The organism is Citrobacter sp. CK185 (genome assembly GCF_030333565.1).
Lineage (GTDB): Bacteria > Pseudomonadota > Gammaproteobacteria > Enterobacterales > Enterobacteriaceae > Citrobacter_B > Citrobacter_B koseri.
Genome location: NZ_JAOWFR010000020.1, coordinates 68,408 through 89,137 on the forward strand (window position 1 = coordinate 68,408; position 20,730 = coordinate 89,137).

General features: G+C 55.8%; 16 protein-coding genes and 1 pseudogene. 6 read left to right on the forward strand and 11 right to left on the reverse strand.

The window, feature by feature from the left end:
* Positions 1–57 precede the first annotated feature (57 nt).
* Positions 58–2,205, forward strand: coding sequence for a formate dehydrogenase subunit alpha (gene fdhF / locus OGV79_RS04775; protein WP_286467898.1), 2,148 nt, complete (start codon positions 58–60; stop codon positions 2,203–2,205).
* A 182-nt stretch (positions 2,206–2,387) separates the two neighbouring features.
* The gene (gene yjcO / locus OGV79_RS04780) at positions 2,388–3,077 is read left to right on the forward strand and encodes a Sel1 family TPR-like repeat protein YjcO (protein ID WP_012134575.1); all 690 of its coding nucleotides are present in this window, start codon (positions 2,388–2,390) and stop codon (positions 3,075–3,077) included.
* A gap of 103 nt (positions 3,078–3,180) precedes the next feature.
* On the opposite strand, the gene gltP is transcribed toward yjcO, so the two are convergent.
* The 7 genes and pseudogenes from gltP to nrfA all read right to left on the reverse strand — a co-directional run bounded on the left by gltP (position 3,181) and on the right by nrfA (position 11,538).
* Complete coding sequence (gltP, locus tag OGV79_RS04785; RefSeq protein WP_024130825.1) at positions 3,181–4,494, reverse strand: glutamate/aspartate:proton symporter GltP; 1,314 nt, start codon at positions 4,492–4,494, stop codon at positions 3,181–3,183.
* Positions 4,495–4,840: 346 nt separating this feature from the next.
* Positions 4,841–5,572, reverse strand: a complete 732-nt coding sequence (nrfG, locus tag OGV79_RS04790) for a heme lyase NrfEFG subunit NrfG (RefSeq protein ID WP_374189800.1) — start codon at positions 5,570–5,572, stop codon at positions 4,841–4,843.
* Positions 5,569–7,783: pseudogene (gene nrfF, locus OGV79_RS04795) on the reverse strand (heme lyase NrfEFG subunit NrfF). Before nrfF ends, nrfG begins: the two are co-directional and overlap by 4 nt.
* Positions 7,784–7,801: 18 nt before the next feature.
* Complete coding sequence (nrfD, locus tag OGV79_RS04800) at positions 7,802–8,758, reverse strand: cytochrome c nitrite reductase subunit NrfD (protein ID WP_012134581.1); 957 nt, start codon at positions 8,756–8,758, stop codon at positions 7,802–7,804.
* Positions 8,755–9,426 (reverse strand): cytochrome c nitrite reductase Fe-S protein, encoded by a 672-nt coding sequence (gene nrfC / locus OGV79_RS04805; protein WP_012134582.1) that lies wholly within the window; start codon positions 9,424–9,426, stop codon positions 8,755–8,757. The genes nrfD and nrfC overlap by 4 nt, the downstream gene beginning before the upstream one ends.
* A complete protein-coding gene (nrfB, locus tag OGV79_RS04810) occupies positions 9,423–9,989 on the reverse strand; it encodes a cytochrome c nitrite reductase pentaheme subunit (RefSeq protein WP_024130827.1) in 567 nt (188 codons plus the stop codon). The genes nrfC and nrfB overlap by 4 nt, the downstream gene beginning before the upstream one ends.
* 112 nt (positions 9,990–10,101) lie before the next feature.
* Positions 10,102–11,538, reverse strand: a complete 1,437-nt coding sequence (gene nrfA, locus OGV79_RS04815) for an ammonia-forming nitrite reductase cytochrome c552 subunit (protein WP_012134584.1) — start codon at positions 11,536–11,538, stop codon at positions 10,102–10,104.
* Between the two features lie 435 nt (positions 11,539–11,973).
* Here nrfA and acs point away from each other — a divergent pair, with 435 nt between their 5' ends.
* The 3 genes from acs (at position 11,974) to actP (ending at position 16,029) form a co-directional block, all read left to right on the forward strand.
* A complete protein-coding gene (gene acs, locus OGV79_RS04820; RefSeq protein WP_012134587.1) occupies positions 11,974–13,932 on the forward strand; it encodes an acetate--CoA ligase in 1,959 nt (652 codons plus the stop codon).
* A 136-nt stretch (positions 13,933–14,068) separates the two neighbouring features.
* Entirely contained in the window at positions 14,069–14,383 is a 315-nt protein-coding gene (locus OGV79_RS04825) for a DUF485 domain-containing protein (protein ID WP_024130828.1), read from the forward strand.
* Positions 14,380–16,029, forward strand: a complete 1,650-nt coding sequence (actP, locus tag OGV79_RS04830; RefSeq protein ID WP_012134589.1) for a cation/acetate symporter ActP — start codon at positions 14,380–14,382, stop codon at positions 16,027–16,029. Before OGV79_RS04825 ends, actP begins: the two co-directional genes overlap by 4 nt.
* A gap of 39 nt (positions 16,030–16,068) precedes the next feature.
* Here the strand turns inward: actP and OGV79_RS04835 are convergent, their stop codons facing one another.
* A complete protein-coding gene (locus OGV79_RS04835; protein ID WP_012134590.1) occupies positions 16,069–16,758 on the reverse strand; it encodes an LrgB family protein in 690 nt (229 codons plus the stop codon).
* Positions 16,751–17,161, reverse strand: a complete 411-nt coding sequence (locus OGV79_RS04840) for a CidA/LrgA family protein (RefSeq protein ID WP_012134591.1) — start codon at positions 17,159–17,161, stop codon at positions 16,751–16,753. Before OGV79_RS04840 ends, OGV79_RS04835 begins: the two co-directional genes overlap by 8 nt.
* Before the next feature lie 103 nt (positions 17,162–17,264).
* Between OGV79_RS04840 and OGV79_RS04845 the strand changes: the two genes are divergently transcribed.
* Positions 17,265–18,152, forward strand: coding sequence for a LysR family transcriptional regulator (locus OGV79_RS04845; RefSeq protein WP_012134592.1), 888 nt, complete (start codon positions 17,265–17,267; stop codon positions 18,150–18,152).
* A 91-nt stretch (positions 18,153–18,243) separates the two neighbouring features.
* Here the strand turns inward: OGV79_RS04845 and OGV79_RS04850 are convergent, their stop codons facing one another.
* Both OGV79_RS04850 and OGV79_RS04855 read right to left on the reverse strand, forming a co-directional pair.
* On the reverse strand, positions 18,244–18,738 hold the full coding sequence (locus OGV79_RS04850; protein ID WP_049011572.1) for an REP-associated tyrosine transposase: 495 nt from the start codon (positions 18,736–18,738) through the stop codon (positions 18,244–18,246).
* 206 nt (positions 18,739–18,944) lie between these two features.
* Positions 18,945–20,591: a Na+/H+ antiporter gene (locus tag OGV79_RS04855; RefSeq protein WP_012134595.1), complete on the reverse strand. Its 1,647-nt coding sequence runs from the start codon at positions 20,589–20,591 to the stop codon at positions 18,945–18,947.
* Positions 20,592–20,730: the final 139 nt, after the last annotated feature.

Below are 20,730 nucleotides of genomic sequence, written 5' to 3' on the forward strand. Positions count from 1 at the left end.
GATGCATAATGAGGCCGACAGCGCGTATGCGCGATTTGATTAACTGGAGCGAGACCGATGAAAAAAGTCGTCACGGTTTGCCCGTATTGCGCATCAGGTTGCAAAATCAACCTGGTGGTCGATAACGGCAAAATCGTCCGGGCAGAGGCGGCGCAGGGGAAAACCAATCAGGGTACTCTGTGTCTGAAGGGCTACTATGGCTGGGATTTTATTAACGATACCCAGATCCTGACCCCGCGCCTGAAAACCCCTATGATCCGTCGCCAGCGTGGCGGCAAACTGGAATCCGTTTCCTGGGATGAAGCGCTGAACTACGTCGCCGATCGCCTGAGCACCATCAAAGCGAAGTATGGCCCGGACGCCATCCAGACGACCGGTTCGTCTCGCGGCACAGGTAACGAAACCAACTATGTAATGCAAAAATTCGCGCGCGCCGTTATTGGTACCAATAACGTTGACTGCTGCGCTCGCGTCTGACACGGCCCATCGGTTGCAGGTCTGCACCAGTCGGTCGGTAACGGCGCAATGAGTAATGCGATTAACGAAATTGATAACACCGATTTAGTGTTTATCTTCGGCTACAACCCGGCGGATTCCCACCCTATCGTGGCGAATCATGTGATTAACGCTAAACGCAACGGCGCGAAAATTATCGTCTGCGATCCGCGCAAAATTGAAACCGCGCGCATTGCCGACATCCACATCGCGTTGAGAAACGGCTCGAATATCGCGCTACTCAACGCTATGGGTCATGTCATTATTGAAGAAAATCTGTACGACCAGGCGTTCGTCGCCTCCCGTACTGAAGGCTTTGAAGAGTACCGTAAGATTGTCGAAGGCTACACGCCGGAATCCGTTGAGGATATCACCGGCGTGAGCGCGCACGATATTCGCAAAGCGGCGCGTATGTACGCCGAAGCGAAAAGCGCCGCAATCCTGTGGGGCATGGGCGTGACCCAGTTCTATCAGGGCGTGGAAACCGTGCGTTCACTGACCAGTCTCGCCATGCTGACCGGCAACCTCGGTAAGCCAAGCGTGGGCGTAAACCCGGTTCGCGGCCAGAACAACGTTCAGGGCGCATGCGACATGGGCGCGCTGCCGGATACCTATCCGGGCTATCAGTACGTGAAAGACCCGGCTAACCGCGAAAAATTCGCCAAAGCCTGGGGCGTGGAAAGCCTGCCAGCGCATACCGGCTATCGCATCAGCGAACTGCCACACCGTGCTGCGCATGGCGAAGTTCGCGCGGCGTACATTATGGGTGAAGATCCGCTGCAAACCGATGCGGAACTCTCTGCGGTGCGCAAAGGGTTTGAAGACCTGGAACTGGTCATCGTGCAGGACATCTTTATGACCAAAACCGCGTCGGCGGCGGATGTTATTTTACCGTCTACGTCGTGGGGCGAGCATGAAGGGGTGTTTACCGCTGCTGACCGTGGTTTCCAGCGCTTCTTTAAAGCCGTTGAACCGAAGTGGGATCTGAAAACGGACTGGCAAATCATCAGTGAAATCGCCACCCGTATGGGCTATCCGATGCACTACAACAACACCCAGGAGATCTGGGATGAGTTGCGTCATCTGTGCCCGGATTTCTATGGGGCGACTTACGAGAAGATGGGCGAGCTGGGCTTCATTCAGTGGCCTTGCCGCGACACGTCGGATGCCGATCAGGGGACGTCTTATCTCTTCAAAGAGAAATTCGACACCCCGAACGGTCTGGCGCAGTTCTTCACCTGCGACTGGGTCGCGCCGATCGACAAACTCACCGAAGAGTACCCGATGGTGCTGTCTACGGTGCGTGAAGTCGGCCACTATTCATGTCGCTCGATGACCGGGAACTGTGCCGCGCTGGCAGCGCTGGCGGATGAGCCAGGCTATGCGCAAATCAACACGGCCGACGCCGCGCGTCTGGGCATTGAAGATGAAGCGCTGGTCTGGGTTCATTCACGTAAAGGCAAAATTATCACCCGTGCGCAGGTCAGCGAACGTCCGAACAAAGGGGCGATTTACATGACCTACCAGTGGTGGATTGGCGCCTGTAACGAGCTGGTGACGGAGAACTTAAGCCCGATTACCAAAACGCCGGAGTACAAGTACTGCGCCGTGCGCATCGAGCCGATCGCCGATCAGCGCGCCGCCGAGCAGTATGTGATTGATGAGTACAGCAAGTTGAAAACCCGTCTGCGCGAAAGCGCAATGGGGTAATCTGCCGGATGGCGGCATGAGAATGCCTTATCCGGTCTACGACCTGTTTCCACTGTAGGCCTGACAAGATGCGTGAGCATCGCCATCAGACATTTTCCTTGCAACAGCCTCCGCCGGAGGCTGTTTTTTTATCCATACGATCTCTTTATACTGTCTACTCCGTACCCTAAATAAAACTCAAAATGAAACCACTTCTTGCATTGATGTTCTTAATGACATTCTTTGCCCATGCCACCGATACTGAGCCTGGCAGCCAGTATCTGAAGGCGGCGGAGGGCGGAGACCGACGCGCACAGTATTTTCTTGCCGATACCTGGTTCAGTTCCGGCGATCTCAGCAAGGCCGAATACTGGGCGCAAAAAGCCGCAGACAACGGTGATGCGGATGCCTGCGCATTGCTGGCGCAAATCAAAATCACCAACCCCGTCAGTCTGGATTATCCGCAGGCTAAAACGCTGGCCGAAAAAGCGGCACAAGCGGGCAGCAAAGCCGGAGAAATCACTCTGGCGCGCATTCTGGTCAACACCCAGGCGGGGACGCCTGACTATCCAAAAGCCATTTCACTGTTGCAAAACGCCTCAGAAAACCTGGAGAGCGATTCTGCCGCCGATGCGCAGATGCTGCTCGGGCTGATTTATGCCAACGGCGTGGGTATTCCTGCCGATGACGATAAGGCGACCTGGTATTTCAAACGCAGTTCCGCCATTTCCCGTACCGGCTACTCCGAATACTGGGCCGGAATGTTGTTCTTAAACGGCGAACAGGGCTTTATTGAGAAGAATAAACAGAAGGCGCTGCACTGGTTGAATCTGAGCTGTACGGAAGGGTTTGATACCGGCTGCGAAGAGTTTGATAAGTTAACCAACGGGTGAATGTAATATTGCCGGATGGCGGCGCAAGCGCCTTATCCGGCCTACAGACCACAGCTTCCCGTAGGCCGGATAAGCGTAGCGCCATCCGGCAATCTGTCATGAATTACTGATTCGCGGTCTTATCAAATTTGCCCAATACCTCGCGCTCATACGCCAGCGCTTTCTTACGGTCAAACTTGTGTTCCCACTTGGCGATAACCAGCACCGCCAGCGCATTACCCACCACGTTCAGCGCGGTACGCGCCATATCGAGGATACGGTCAACACCGGCGATAAACGCCAGCCCTTCCAGCGGAATGCCCACGCTACCCAGCGTCGCCAGCAGCACCACGAAGGAAACGCCCGGCACGCCCGCAATCCCTTTCGAGGTGACCATCAGCGTCAGCACCAGTATGATTTCCTGCCACAGCGACAGGTCGATACCGTACAGCTGCGCGATAAAGATCGCCGCAATACTCTGGTACAGCGTTGAGCCATCAAGGTTGAAGGAGTACCCGGTCGGCACCACAAAGCTGGTGATCGACGCCGGAGCGCCATAGGCCTCCATCTTCTCGATAATGCGCGGCAGCACGCTCTCAGAGCTGGCAGTGGAATAAGCCAGAATCAGTTCATCTTTCAGGATACGAATCAGAATCCAGACGCTCAGACCGCACAGACGCGCCACGATGCCCAACACCACCAGCGCGAAGAACAGAATCGCGAAGTGTACCAGCAGCACCAGTTTCGCCAGCGGCCACAGCGACGCAAAACCAAAGTTCGCCACGGTCACGGCGATCAGCGCAAACACCCCGACCGGCGCGTAACGCATCACCATGTGGGTCACTTTAAACATGGTTTCTGAGATGGAGCGGAACACGGTGACCAGCGGTTCACGGTGAGTCGCAGGCAGGGAAGACAGACCCAGGCCAAACAGCACCGAGAAGAAGATAATCGGCAGCATGTCGCCCTTCGCCATCGACGCGACAATATTGGTCGGAACCAGTGACAAAATCGTGCCCATCAAACCGTGCGCATGGCTTTGTACTTCTGCCGTCGTGCTTTGGTATTTCGAAATATCCACGGTCGCCAGTTGCGACATATCAATCCCGGAACCGGGTTGAAACACGTTCGCCAGTGTAATACCGAGGATAATGGCGACGGTCGTGATCACTTCGAAATAGATAATGGTTTTGGCACCGATACGCCCTAACTGTTTCGCATCGCCGACACCGGCAATACCGACAATCAGGGTGGAAATAACAATCGGAACGACGATCATTTTGATCAGATGGATAAAGATATCACCCGCCGGTGACAGCAGGTTGGCAACCAGCCATTCGCGGCTGTCGCTGTGATAATGCAGATAACTGCCCAGAAGAATACCCAGCACCATGGCCAGCAAAATCTGCCAGGCCAGGCTGATTTTCAAGTTTTTCATAACAACAGACTTCCTCAATGAAGCGCCGTTCTGCATTCAAAAAAGGATGAGAACAGTACATACTGAAAGGGTATGAATTGTGTTGCGTTCGTTTGTGGAGTTTTTTAACGCGCATAATCAGTACCATTTGCATGGCATACTGCGCAACCCTTTCAGAACAGGGCATCTAACTGATTTTCTGCATAATAACGCGAGTTTATCGCGATCATCATGAATAACTATTTGTTATGGAAAGATTTTTATTTCCTCAAAAACGAATAATACCTTTCTGGAATTATTTTAACGCCACCGTTCATTCGCTTACTTTTTAAACAGCAAAAACGACACAAATCACAAAAAAACAAAATTATTTCTGACGATTCTGCAACAACTTCGCCATATTAATAGCGTCAATGAGTTGCACGCGATTAACCCTTGGCGAGTTTAAATCCAGTAATTTTTGCCAGAATGCGATGGCCTGCACATAATCAGCCTGCATAAACGCATCAGCGGCCAGCAGCATTAACGCGGTGACTTCCGAAGCATCAAGCGCCAGCGCTTTATCGATCATTTCACGCGTTTCCGGCGTCATATGCTGCCCGGACTGGTAATAGCGCACCGTCGCCAGCGCCGAATAGAGCTCCGCGTTCTCTCCCCGCAGGCGCAGCGCCTGCTGATACGCCAGCAGAGCATTGTCATAGGCATTACGCCAGAGGTAGTACTCGCCCAGCGTCGCCCACTGCGCGCTGTCCTGTGGGTTTGCGCGAATCGCCGCCTGCAACGTCAGTAACTGCTTTTCCGCCGTCGGTTCATCGGTAAACGCCCGCAGCGGATCGGCCAGACGCTGCTGCTCCTGGCGAACGGCCTGCCATTTTGACGACGCCAGATAGCCGCCGACGCAAGCCATCACCATGACGATCGCAACGGCCAGCAGCGCTTTCACCGGCAGCGGGCGCGACGGCGCGTCCGAAGCCACAGGCTCCGCCAAATCATGATGCAATTCCTGTTGTAGCGGCGCCGTGTCCTGACCCGCCAGCGCCTGCTGCGCCTGGCGCTGGCTGTGACGCAGCAGCAGTACGCTCACCTGATGCAGACTCATTCACGCCCCTCCTCTTTACGCTGACGCGCTATCACTCGCCACAGCGCCACGCCCACCAGCAGCAACAGCAGGAAAGGCAGCGCCCACAGCAGCAACGTTTGCCCGGTTAGCGCCGGGTTGTAGAGGACGAACTCACCGTAGCGTTCGGTCATCCAGGCGGTGATTTCCTCTTCGCTTTTACCTTCCGCCACCATGGTATAGACCTGATGGCGCATACTGACCGCTACCGGCGCGTTGGATTCCAGCAAGTTTTGATTCTGGCACTGCGGGCAGCGCAGCTGGCTGGCAATAAATAGTGATTTTTCCTGCTGTTGCGCGTTTTCAAAGCGCCAGGTGTCCACAACCTGGGCATGCGTTGCGAAGGTGATGAAAAACAAAATGATAGCCAAGAGTAAACCTATTCTGCCGGATGGCGCTGCGCTTATCTGGCCTACAATGTGTTGCGCACCCCGTACGCCGCCATCCGACAACGCGTTGATTAATTTACTCATCACGCTTCCTCCCACGCCAGCCGCTGAGCGCCGCGCCTGCAATCATCAACAGCCCTCCGCCCCAGATCCAGCGCACGCCGGTCTGGACATACAGGCGCATGGCATAGCGATCCTGCCCGGTTTTTTCGCCCATTACCGCATACCAGTCATGCAGCAGATTCCAGCGAATCCCCGGCTCCATCATCTGCTGACGGCGCGCCGCGTAAAAACGCCGCTCTGGCGTGACGCGCCCGATGTGCCGTTTATCCTGCTCAATGGCGATCTGCGCTTTCTCAGTGGTGTAATTGCCTTTCGCCTCCAGATCGAGACGTTCAAAACGAAACGTGTAGCCTGCCAGTTCCACCTGCTCTCCGGGGCGCAGATTAAGGCTGATTTCGTGCCGACTGCCGCTGGAGAAAATAATCCCGGCGGCGACAACCAATACGCCGGTGTGCGCCAGCAGCGCCGGAAGCTGACAACGCACAGACACTTTCCGGCTTCTGATTGTCGCCAGTACAATAACTAACATCATCAGCAGCCCAAACGGCAGCGTGGCGCGATTAAAATAGGGCGCGCCGACGGAGAGTCGCCCCCAGCCGAACAGGCCGTAAATCATCGGATAGAGCGTCCCGATAAGCACAATCAGCAGCACGGCGCTAAAAAGCAGCAGCGCGGCCAGAATCATCATCTCACGCGACCAACTGCCAAAACGCGCATTCTGGCGGACTTGCTGGCCTCGCCACGCGTACAACCCGAGCGACGCCAGGCTCAACACGGTAAACAGCGCGAACAGCGGCACCGCACGCACGTTATCCAGCGCAAAGGCATGGACAGAAACCAGAATGCCGGAGCGCACAATCAGCGTGCCCAGCAGGGATAAAATCAGCGTCAGAATCGCCAGCAGCAAAGACCAGTGGCGGAAGATGCCGCGCTGGCGGGAAACGAACAGGCTGTGCAGTAGCGCGCTGGCGGAAAGCCAGGGTAATAAAGAAGCGTTTTCCACCGGGTCCCAGAACCACCAGCCGCCCCAGCCCAGTTCGCAGTACGCCCACCACGACCCGAGAATGATGCCCAGCGTCAGCGCGCACCAGCCGGGGAGCGCCCAGCGCCAGCAGACCCAGGCGGTGGCCGCGCTAAAGCCGCCGCGCAGCAATGACGCCAGCGCAACGCCCGCTGCGACCATCAGGCCGCCATAGCCCAGATAAAGCAGCGGTGGATGGAGAATCAGCCCCAGGTGTTGCAGCATCGGATTGAGATCGCGCCCCTCAATCGCGGGCGGAAAGATACGCACAAACGGGTCCGACCAGACCACGACAAACAGCAGCAGCAGGGCGGTCATCATCGACAGAATACAGAGCGTTAGCGGAAAGAGCGCATCGCGCTCGCCTTTGCACCGCCAGGCGAACAGCGCGCTCCAGCCGGAAAGGAACAGCACCCACAGCAGCAGCGATCCTTCATGACCGCCCCACACCGCCGCCAGTTTTAATCCCCACGGCAGCAGGCTGTAGCTATGCTGTGCAACGTAGACAACCGAAAAATCGCTGGTAAGAAAGCAGAAAACCAGAATAGCGAACGCCAGTAATAACAGCGCGAATTGCGCCAGGACGCCGATTATCGCCAGACGTCTGATGCCCTGCCAGCGCTGGCGCAACCCCACCAGCGTGGCAAGTGGGGTCAACACGTTGACCCCAAGACTCAGCAGTAATGCCAGAAAACCGGCTTCAGGAAGGAATACGTCCAGAGATCACCCTGCCTAAGCTCACGCGACCGTTAGCTGTCCCGCATAAAGAATGAAAAAGCGCAGCAGCAGGACACCGGTCAGGCTGGCGCCGCATACCGCCAGCACGCCGTGAAACGTCGAACCACGATTCGCCCAGGGCTTCAGCAGCATTGGCACAATCAGCCCCAGCCCCGCGACGCCAAGCCAGAACCACCATGTCCAGAATCCGCCGCCCAGCGCCGCAGTCAGCGCGCGCATTTTACCGTCATCGCCCAACGCCAGCCCAACGAAGAACGCCGCCAGCAGGAAGATTTCCAGCCAGACGACCGGCGTTTCCATGCGATGCACAAAATGCGCTTCAGTGCTGTGCGGATTGCTGCGATGACGCAAGGCCATCGCAATCAGCGCCACCGCCGCCCCGGAAGAGATCCCCGAGAACAGGAACAGCACCGGCAGGATCGGGTTATTAAGGAACGGATAGGACTTCAGCGCCGACAGCAGGAAGCCGGTATACGCCCCCAGCAGTACCGCCAGCACCAGCATTACCGTCTCAAGCAGGCGATGGAACGGCGTCAGCAACGTCAACGCTTTTTGCACCATCCCCAGACGCGGCAACCAGCGCTGTTGCAGGGCAAGCACTTCTTTTTCAAAGATTTTCGCCAGCCACAGAACCAACACCACCATATAGAGCTGGAACAGCATGACGCCCATCGACATCACCGACGTGAAGCTGTAGTGGAACATCAGTTTCCAGAAGGTCCACGGGCGCGTCAGGTGAAAGATCAGGATCAGCAGGCCAAGAATAATTGCCCCCGGCCCCACCACCAGCGTCGTACGCAGCAGCGTGCTGTCCGCCCCGCCAGCTTCCGGGTGAATGCGGCGCAGCAAAATAGCCAGCGTCACTAACCCGGCAGAAATACCAATCAGAAACAGATAGATGGCGATGGGCCAGTCCCACACCAGCGATTCAAAATGGAAAGCAGAAGCGTGCGTCATTGGCTCACCTCCCCAAATTTAAAGGGAACGCGGTAGACCTTCGGTTTCGTACCCAGCGCCAGCTTGTAGCGGTAGGTGGTTTTCTGCCGCAGCAGACGAGAGATGTCGCTGTTGGGATCGTCCAGGTTGCCAAACGTCAGCGCCTTTGTCGGGCAGGACTCGACGCAGGCGGGCAACTTACCCGCTTTCAGGTTGGTTTTCCGGCAGAAATCGCACTTATCCGCCGTCTTGCTGACCGGATGGATAAAGCGTACGCGATAAGGACACGCCGCAATGCAATACTGGCAGCCGACGCACAGATCCGGGTTCACATCAACGATACCGCTGGCGGCATCGCGGAATGAGGCCCCGGTCGGGCAAACATCGACGCAGGGCGCATGGTCGCAGTGCTGGCACGAATGACGGAAGAATTGATACTTCACGTCAGGAAACGTCCCCTGCGGCTCGCTGCGGATAATCGTCAGACGCGACACGCCCTCCGGCACCTGGTTCACTTCCCGACAGGCATCCATGCAGGCGGTACAGCCGATGCATAATGACTCATCATGCACCATACCGTAACGCACGCCGTTGATATTCAACGTTTTCGCCACCACGCGTCCTGCTGTTCCGCTGACCGCCACCAGCGCGCCGACGCGGGTGATAAACTGGCGACGAGAGCAACTCATGGATGCTCCTTAAGCAAGGGAACGGACGCCGGGTTAAAGTGCGGATTGGTGCGCTGATCGCTGTGGCAATCGACGCAAATCTTAATCCGTCCTTTCTCATTGAGCGTCTGCATCGTGTCTTGCTGTGGATGCAGCGAGTGACAGCTGGCGCACGCCACTTTGGTCACATGGACATCATGCGGCCAGAACGCTTTTTGCAGCTGCTCAGGCAGGTGGCAGGACATACAGACGCTGTTCTGCTGCTCTACCGTATACATCGGGTCGTTAAAGCGCATCACATCTTTCACCCCTTCGCGGTGTTTAGGCGATGGCTGACCGTGACAGTTGGTGCACGTAACCGGCAGCTTGTTGTTCGGGTTAACGACAGAAGCGTGCTTACCGTGCATACCCTCGGTATCCGGCTTGTGGCAATCCAGACAAGCAGCATCTGGATTACGCTGCTGGGTGACCGTCCAGCGTTGCTCTGAGTCCTGCGGCGTTGGGGTAGCGGTTATCCCACACAGGCTCCAGAACAGACCTGACGCCAGCACCCCAGCAGTTAATAACGAACGTAATACGCTCATATTCACTCCGTTGCATAATGCCTGATGGCGCTACGCTTATCAGGCCTACAAGACTTCCGTAGGCCGGATAAAGCGCTTGCGCTGCCATCCGGCAAATTTGTCACATGTGAGGTTATTGGCTTAACAGACCGTTTTTACGCGCCTGATCTTCCCATTGCGGAATCACCGTCTTGATGAAGTCCTGCTTCTCGGCGTTGATTTGCTGCATGTTCAAACCAATCGCTTTCTGGGCTTTCTCTTTGGTGGAGATATCCGGCAGCGGGATTTCATGAGTGATGCCTTTACTGCCCAGCAGACGCACCAGTTTGGTACGGGCATCTGCCGCTTTATCCATCGCGCCGCCCAGCATACGCAGACCTTCATCCGGGGCATGCATATGGATGCCGTGCGAGGCAATCGCCAGATCCCAGCGCCACTGCGCATGACGGATATCGTCCAGAATCGGTTTCATTTCCGCTTCTGTCGCGCCCGCATCCCACGCCGCTTTCGCTTCGAAATGCGCGTGTACTAACTGATCTTCAACCTTGATTTTCAGGTCATGAATGGCCTGTTTACGCTCAGCAACCACTTTTTGCAGGGAGGCTTTATCCTGGGTGTGGCAGTTGGCGCAGGTCTGGGCGAAGTTATCAAACGGGTTGCCAATCTTATGGTCGGTGTAAAGTTTGCCTTCGGCGTTCTGCACTTTCGGCATGTGACAATCAATACAGGTCACGTTGTTCTTGCCGTGAATGCCCACGCTCCAGGTTTCATATTCCGGGTGCTGCGCTTTCAGCATTGGCGTTTTCGACAGCGGGTTTGTCCAGTCAGAGAAGGCGATGGCGTCGTAATATTTCTCCATATCCTCGACTTTTGTTCCCTCGTCCCACGGGAATTTGACGGCTTTGTTTTTACCGTCAAAGTAGTACTCCACATGGCACTGCCCGCACACCATAGATTGCTGGTCAAAACGACTGGCTTTATCAAACGGTTTGCCGATGGTTTCCATCGCGCGCTCGGCATAAGGACGGGAGAGCGTTAACGCCGGTTTGCCTTTGGCGAAATCGTCTGAGGCGGTGTTATGGCAGTCGGCGCAGCCCAGGGCATTGACGATTTCCGGGCCGCCGCGCGCCCATTTACCGTGGAAGTAGCCGTCTTCGCCATCTTTCTGGATCAGACGCGCCACATCCGGGCTTTTACAGCTCCAGCAGGCCATCGGCAATGGGCCATCTTCGGCATTTTTCGGTGCGCCGGTACGCAGGGTTTCACGCACATCGGTAACCGCATAAGCGTGCCCGCGCGGCTTATTGTAGTCACGCGAGAAGGGGTATCCCGCCCACAGGATCACCAGACGTGGGTCTTCTGCCAGCGCATCTTCACGCGTTGACTGTTCTGACGTCGCTTTCCATGAGAGATATTGATCGGGATGCTGAGGGGCGAAGGTTTCATTCTTCGCTTCAACGGTGACGGTCTTTGCGGGAACGGACGTTTGTTCAGCGTATACAGAGGAAATGAAAAAAAACGGTAATATCAGGCTGAAGAAACGGCGTGCGCGTAATATTGTCCTTGCCATAGAGGTCTCATCCAGATTGCGCCATTGCCTTCAATGGCGGTTCTTTATTTTGTTTTTCCACAACAGCAACCGCACGAATACTGTCATGACATTGCTCCCCTCTATGTGTAACAAAAAACCCCATTAAAAATGTTGTCTTTAATCAATTGTAAGTGCATGTAAAATACCACTTTAGAGTTATACCACCCTCCTTAAACCTACTCCTTTCGTTAGCATTCGACGCGGATCACTTTTTCAACAACTCGCCTGTAACTGCATGTTATCGCGGGTATTAATCCATTTTTGCGAGATTCCTTCAAAAATCACTTTGCCGTTTATTTGCACAGTTCCGTTATTGCGTGATCTGCCGCGCAAATACTAAACAAAACTGCCAAAGCCCCTACATTTAACTTTTGTGAGACATATTATTAACATCTTACAAGGAGAACAAAAGCCATGAGCCAAATACATAAACACGCTATTCCCGCAAACATTGCGGATCGTTGCCTGATAAACCCGGAGCAGTATGAGGCGAAATATCAACAATCTATTAACGAGCCAGATACCTTTTGGGGTGAACAGGGAAAGATTCTCGACTGGATTACACCGTATAAAAAAGTGAAGAACACCTCCTTTGCGCCCGGCAACGTGTCGATTAAATGGTATGAAGATGGCACGCTGAACCTGGCGGCAAACTGCCTTGACCGCCATCTGCAAGAAAACGGCGACCGTACCGCCATCATCTGGGAAGGCGATGACGCCACCCAGAGCAAACACATTTCATATCGCGAATTGCATCGCGATGTTTGTCGTTTCGCCAATACGCTGCTGGAGCTGGGCATTAAGAAAGGCGACGTCGTGGCTATTTATATGCCGATGGTGCCGGAAGCGGCGGTGGCGATGCTGGCCTGCGCGCGCATTGGCGCGGTACATTCGGTGATCTTCGGCGGCTTCTCGCCGGAAGCGGTTGCCGGGCGAATCATCGACTCCAGCTCACGTCTGGTGATCACCGCCGATGAAGGCGTGCGTGCCGGACGCGGCATCCCGCTGAAAAAGAACGTCGATGATGCGCTGAAAAACCCGAATGTGAACAGCGTTGAACATGTGGTGGTTTTAAAACGTACTGGCGGGAAAGTCGACTGGCATGAAGGCCGCGATCTGTGGTGGAGCGACGTGATTGAGAAATCCAGCGCTGACCATCAGCCGGAAGAGATGAATGCGGAAGATCCGCTGTTTATCCTCTACACCTCCGGTTCAACCGGCAAGCCAAAAGGCGTGCTGCATACCACCGGCGGCTATCTGGTCTATGCCGCCACCACCTTTAAGTATGTCTTTGACTATCACCCGGACGATATCTACTGGTGCACCGCAGACGTAGGTTGGGTGACCGGGCACAGCTACCTGCTGTATGGGCCGCTGGCCTGCGGCGCAACCACCCTGATGTTTGAAGGCGTGCCAAACTGGCCGACGCCTGCGCGGATGGCGCAGGTGGTGGATAAGCACCAGGTTACTATTCTCTACACCGCCCCAACCGCTATTCGCGCTCTGATGGCGGAAGGCGATAAGGCGATTGAAGGCACCGATCGCTCTTCGCTGCGCATCCTCGGTTCCGTCGGCGAACCGATCAACCCGGAAGCGTGGGAATGGTACTGGAAGAAGATCGGTAACGAAAAATGCCCGGTAGTGGACACCTGGTGGCAGACCGAAACCGGTGGATTCATGATCACGCCGCTGCCCGGCGCGACTGAACTGAAAGCCGGTTCCGCCACGCGTCCGTTCTTTGGCGTGCAGCCCGCGCTGGTGGATAACGAAGGCCACCCGCAGGAAGGGGCGACCGAAGGCAATCTGGTGATTACCGACTCCTGGCCGGGTCAGGCGCGTACCCTGTTCGGCGATCACGAGCGTTTTGAGCAGACCTACTTCTCTACCTTCAAAAACATGTATTTCAGCGGCGACGGCGCGCGTCGTGATGAAGATGGTTACTACTGGATCACCGGGCGCGTCGATGACGTACTGAACGTTTCCGGCCATCGTCTGGGCACGGCGGAGATTGAATCCGCGCTGGTGTCGCATCCGAAGATTGCCGAAGCCGCGGTGGTCGGTATTCCGCACAACATCAAAGGCCAGGCCATCTACGCCTATGTCACGCTGAATCACGGCGAAGATCCGTCGCCGGAGCTGTATACCGAAGTACGCAACTGGGTACGTAAAGAAATTGGCCCGCTGGCAACACCGGACGTGCTGCACTGGACAGACTCACTGCCGAAAACGCGTTCCGGCAAAATCATGCGCCGTATTTTGCGCAAAATCGCAGCGGGCGATACCAGCAATCTGGGCGATACCTCAACCCTCGCCGATCCTGGCGTGGTCGAGAAACTGCTCGAAGAGAAGCAGGCCATCGCAATGCCTTCATAACCCTAACCGTGAAATGCCCGATGGCGCGCTGCTTATCGGGCCTACAGGTTCAACATCGCTTGTAGGCTCGATAAGGCTTCAGTCGCCATCCGGCAAAATAAAAAAATCCCCCTACCTTATCTCTGGAGACTCTGTGATGAATGACAATATTTATCAACGGATAGAAGACAGTGCGCGTTTCAGGGAGTTAGTCGAAAAACGGCAACGGTTTGCCACCATTCTGTCGGTCATCATGCTGGCGGTTTATATCAGCTTTATTCTACTGATTGCCTTCGCGCCGGGCTGGCTGGGCACTCCGCTACACGCCGGCACCAATGTCACCCGGGGTATTCCAATTGGGGTGGGCGTCATTCTGATCTCCTTCATCCTGACCGGTATTTACATCTGGCGGGCGAATGGTGAATTCGACCGTCTTAACAACGCTGTCCTGCACGAGGTTAAAGCATCATGAAGAGAGTCCTGACGGCGCTTGCCGCCACACTACCCTTCGCTGCAAACGCAGCGGATGCCATTAGCGGTGCAGTAGAACGCCAGCCAACCAACTGGCAGGCAATCGTCATGTTCCTGATTTTCGTGGTGTTTACGCTCGGCATCACCTACTGGGCCTCTAAACGCGTCCGTTCACGCAGCGACTATTACACGGCAGGCGGGAATATTACCGGCTTCCAGAATGGGCTGGCGATCGCCGGCGACTATATGTCCGCCGCGTCGTTCCTCGGGATTTCCGCTCTGGTGTTCACCTCCGGTTATGACGGGCTGATCTATTCACTCGGCTTCCTGGTGGGCTGGCCTATCATTCTGTTCCTGATCGCCGAGCGCTTGCGTAACCTGGGTCGCTATACCTTTGCCGACGTCGCCTCTTACCGACTGAAACAGGGGCCGATCCGCATTCTGTCTGCCTGTGGTTCGCTGGTGGTGGTGGCGCTTTACCTCATCGCCCAGATGGTGGGGGCAGGTAAACTGATCGAGCTGTTGTTCGGTCTGAACTACCACATCGCGGTCGTGCTGGTGGGCGTTCTGATGATGATGTACGTCCTGTTCGGCGGCATGCTGGCAACGACATGGGTACAGATTATCAAAGCCGTACTGCTGCTGTTCGGCGCCAGCTTTATGGCCTTTATGGTCATGAAGCACGTCGGCTTCAGCTTCAACAACCTGTTCACCGAAGCGATGGCGGTACACCCGAAAGGTTCAGCCATTATGAGCCCGGGCGGTCTGGTCAACGACCCGATCTCCGCGCTGTCATTAGGCCTGGGCCTGATGTTCGGTACGGCAGGCTTACCGCACATTCTGATGCGTTTCTTTACCGTCAGCGATGCCCGCGAAGCGCGTAAAAGCGTGTTCTACGCCACTGGCTTTATGGGTTATTTCTACATCCTGACCTTTATTATCGGCTTCGGCGCGATCATGCTGGTCGGCGCGAACCCGGAGTATAAAGATGCCGCAGGCGCGTTAATCGGCGGCAACAACATGGCGGCGGTTCATCTGGCGAACGCGGTAGGCGGCAACCTGTTCCTCGGCTTTATCTCTGCGGTAGCCTTCGCAACGATCCTGGCGGTCGTGGCCGGTCTGACGCTGGCAGGCGCATCGGCGGTATCTCACGACCTGTACGCGAACGTGTTTCGTAAAGGCGCGACCGAACGTGAAGAATTGCGGGTGTCGAAAATTACCGTACTGGTGCTGGGCGTGATTGCCATCATTCTGGGCGTGCTGTTTGAAAACCAGAATATCGCCTTCATGGTCGGCCTGGCGTTTGCTATCGCGGCGAGCTGCAACTTCCCAATCATCCTGCTCTCCATGTACTGGTCGAAGCTGACCACGCGCGGCGCGATGATGGGCGGCTGGTTAGGCCTGGTGACGGCTGTCGTGCTGATGGTTCTCGGCCCAACGATTTGGGTGCAAATCCTCGGCCACGAAAAAGCCATCTTCCCGTATGAGTATCCGGCGCTGTTCTCCATCAGCGTTGCCTTTATTGGGATCTGGTTCTTCTCCGCTACCGATAATTCTGCGGAAGGTAATCGCGAACGTGAGCAGTTCCGCGCCCAGTTCATCCGTTCCCAGACCGGGTACGGCGTTGAGCAAGGCCGCGCGCATTAATTCAGCGCACTCCTCCGGCCCTCGGGTCGGAGGACAACATCAGAACATCACTTTTGCGACCAGCGGCGCCGCCAGCACCATCATCACACCGGACAGCATCATCACCAGACTGGCGACGACGCCCTCCTGCTGACCCAGTTCATACGAACGCGCCGTACCTGCCCCATGTGATGCCGCGCCAAACCCGGCCCCTTTCGCCATTCCTTCACGAATAGACAGGCGCAAAAACAGCGCATCGCCAACCGCCATCCCGAACACGCCAGTCACCACCACAAAGAGCGCCACTAAATCCGGCTGACCGCCCAGCGGCTCTGCCGCCGCCAGCGCAAATGGCGTGGTGACGGAACGCACGGCCAGGCTGCGCTGAATCTCATCCGGCAGCGTAAACAGGCGCGCCAGCCAGACGGAACTGGTGACCGCCACCACGGTTGCCGTTACCACGCCCGCCGTCAGCGACATCCAGTGGCGTTTAATGATGGCGAGATTATCGTAAACCGGAACGGCAAACGCGATGGTCGCCGGGCCTAACAACCACAGCAGCCAGTGCGATTCACCAATGTAGTTCTGCCAGGAGATATGGCCAAACACCAGTATCAATACCAACAGCGCGGGCGTGAGCACCAGCGGCATCAACGGCAGCTTACGAAAGCGACGGTACAGCCGCTTATTGACGAAATAGATCCCCAGCGTGATGACCAGGCACAGTACGCTTAGCTGAAAATTACTCACGGTTTACCCTGCTCATCTCATAGCGGTACACGTTATCCACCACCCATGCGGTTGCGCCAAGCACCATCAGCGTGCTGATCGCAATCACGGCGAAGATGCGCCAGCCGTCCATCAACAGCAGTTGCGCATAATTAACGACCGCCACCACGGCGGGGACAAAGAACAGCAGCATTTCCGCCAGCAGCCAGCGTGCGCCCGCGCGAACCCAGTTAAGCGGGATCACCCGACAGACAATCAGCGCCAGCATCAGCGCCATCCCAACCAGATTGGCGGGAAGCGGCAGATGCAGCCATGAAACAAGATATTGAGCAAAAACAAATAAACCTGCATACAGCAGTACCTGAACCGGTATCTGGAGTCGTTGCATAACAGCAGGCGTAACGCGGCTTATCGCCACAGCCATGAGGGAATGTCCTGAAAAATAAAACGGAACGCCAGTATAGAGAGCGCCCGTCCGCTACTGAAATGAATTAAACTCATTGCAGGCATAGTCTTAAGGAATAATCATGGATATCAGAACGCTGCGTTATTTTGTCGAGGTGGTGCGCCAGCAGAGTTTCACCCGCGCAGCGGAGAAGTTATTTGTCACTCAGCCCACCATCAGCAAGATGCTGAAGAATCTGGAAGATGAGCTTAATTGCACGCTGCTGATCCGCGATGGGCGACGTCTGCTGCTGACGGATACCGGGCGCGTGGTGTTCGAGCGCGGCCTGGCGATCCTCGCCGAATTTCGCCAGCTGGAAGCAGAGCTGGGCGATATTAACCATCTCAATAAAGGGCTACTGCGGCTTGGCATCCCGCCGATGGTCGGCATGCTGATGGCCGGGCCGATTAGCCTGTTTCGCCAGCGTTATCCGGGTGTGGAACTGAAGATTGCAGAATTTGGCGGTTTGACGGTACAGCAGGCGGTAATGAACGGCGAGCTGGATGTGGCGATGACCGCGCTGCCGGTGGAGGAAGAGAGCGGGCTGACGACCTTGCCGCTGTTCAGCCACCCGCTATGCGTGCTGGTGCCGCGTTCTGGTAAGTGGATGGCGTGCGAGTCGATTTCCCCCGAAGCGCTGGCGGAGCATCCCCTGCTTATCTACAACGAAGATTTTGCGTTGAATCGCCAGTTGATGCGGCTTTTTAAGCAGCATGATGTGAAGCCGCGTATTGCGGTACGCAGCGGTCAGTGGGATTTCCTGGCCGCTATGGTGCAGGCCGGCGTCGGAATTGCGATTTTGCCGGAGCCGATTTGCCAACGGCTGGATAAACAAACCCTGCGCTGGCTCCCGCTGGAGAGTGATTTACGCTGGCAGTTGGGCATGATCTGGCGCGAAGGCGTTTATTTGTCCCACAGCGCCAGGGCGTGGTTGACGTGTTGCGAAGGGTTCTGGTTAACGCAGGAATAACGCCTCGCTCGCCGGATGGCGGCGCAAGCGCCTTATCCGGCCTACGGGAGTGCATTTTGTAGGCCCGGTAAGCGAAGCGCCACCGGGCAATTTAATCACCGCGTTCACCAACATTAAGCCCGGTAATCTCTCCCGCCCAATCCGCAGGGTATATCCCGTGGCGAACATCGCGATGAAATGTTGAAAAGGGCCAATCCTTTACCTGTTTAACCCAGGCATGTTTAACCGGATTGATATAACTATAATCAACATGCTGGCGGTAATCGTATTCATCCCGAATCGTGTGTTCCCAGAATCGAGGTTGCCAGACCTGACGCAACCCCAGCGATTTAGAGAAATGTTTTTTTATTTCACGCCAGCGAGAGGAGAAATCGTGCTCGTTTTCAGGGAGGGTCCATACACAATGCATATGTTCGGGTAATACAACCCAGGCGTTGATATGAAAAGGTTTACGCTGTTTAACGCTGGCGATGGCATGACGAAGCGCATGGATATGGGACGTAAGAAGACCGCTTTTACGATCCTGAAGATTAACGGTGAAAAACCACGTTCCACCATTAATGTAATAACGACGATAGTTGGACATGTTGGCTCCTTTTCTCCTAGCGCCGAGCGTAGAGGGAAAAGGAGAAAGCCAGCAATGAGCAGAGGTAAATTCAGGAAAACGGCTCGCAAAATTGTTGCGCCGCCAGGCAATATCGCCCCCTGTAGGCCCGGCAAGCAAAGCGCCACCGGGCAATTTCCACCCCCTGTAGGCCCGGTAAGCGAAGCGCCACCGGGCGATACGGGTGCTTACTGATTCTCGATCAACAATGCTTCCAGCAAATCCAGGTCATGCAGCAGTTTTTGCAGGGTTTCGTTACTGATCTCACGCGTCGCGCGCAGGTGGTACAACTCTGCACGTTCCGAGCGTAGCGCCGCCAGGCGGAAGCGCCGTTCGAGGTTCTCTTCCTGCATCGAGCTTTCCACATCGTTACGCCCATCGGCGCGGCGACGCAGGTTACCAATCACACGGGAGCTGACCTCGGTGAGCAACTGGTTATCGATGTTCTCTTCGGTATCCGCCGCCAGACGTTCTTCCATCTTCTGAATCGCGACAATCGCCACTTCCGCCGTGGCGGCGCGGGCGATTCGCTCCTCTTTCTGCTGCTGTGAGTGATCGCCCACTTCCAGATGTTGCAGCAGAATCGGCAGCATCACGACCCCCACAAACAGCGAGAACAAAATCACGCCCGCCGCAAGGAATACCAGCTCATAGCGCGCCGGGAAGCCGTTACCATCCGGCAACAATAGCGGGATAGAGAGCACACCGGCCAGCGTAATCGCCCCGCGTACCCCCGCAAAGGAGGCGATGAGGACTTCACGCATCGTCCAGGCGCCAAACTCCATCGGCTTTTTCTTCAGGAAGCGATTACTGAAGTTCTTCATCGTCCACAGCCAGCCAAAGCGCACCAGCATCAGCGCGGCATAAATCAGCACGATATCGGTGAACAGCATCCAGGTTTCAACGTTGGGATCGGCTTCCGCCGCCACCAGCGACGACTCCAGAATCCCTGGCAGTTGCAGACCCAACAGCAGAAAGACCATGCCGTTAAAGACAAACTCCAGCATCGCCCAGGTGCTGTTGGCGCGCAGACGCATCGCCAGCGGCGCGCGACGCATAACACCAGAACGGGTGATGGTCATCCCGGCCGCCACAGCGGCAAGAATGCCGGATACGCCGATATGTTCCGCAATCAGGTAGGAGGCGAACGGCAGCAGGAACAGCAGGACGATTTGCGTCGCTGGCTCATCCCCGCCCCAACGGCTCAGGAAACGCAGGGAGCGACCGTATAACCAACTGACGACAAAGCCTGCCAGAATACCGCCCACTGCGACTTTGAAGAACTCCACCGTCGCCCCGCCGACGGTAAACACCATCGTCCCCATCGCCACTGCGACGGCAAATTTCAACGACACCAGGCCGGACGCGTCGTTCATCAACGCCTCGCCTTGCAGGATGCCCATAATTTTCTTCGGAATGCGCCCCTCGCCGACAATGCCGGAAAGCGCAACCGCATCGGTCGGCGACAGCACGGCAGCCAGCGCGAAGGCCGGTATCAGCGGAATGCCCGGCACCAGCCAGTAAATCATAAAGCCAATTCCGACCACCGTGACCAGCACCAGCGCCAGCGCCAGACCGAAAATCTCTCGCCCATGTTCGAGAAACTCCCGGGTCGGCGTTTTCCAGCCATCTGCGAACAACAGCGGCGGAATAAACAGCACCAGGAACAGTTCAGGGTCAAATTCCACATGCAAACCAAACGTCGGCCATGCCAGCAGCGCGCCAATGGCGATTTGCATGAGGGGTAAAGGAAGCTGGAAGGGCAATACACGAGTAAATACCCCCGACAGCGAGACCACAAGGGTCATGATGAGTATTGTGAAGAAGATTTCCATGCGTTCCCTGTTTGCGATATTTCTTATGTTTTAAAACGTGAGGCGTCGTGCCTCAATTCTATCTTCCTCAGAGTAACGCAAAAGACAACGGGATGTGTCCTGAAAATAAAAACGGGCGGCAAAAGCCACCCGTTTTTAG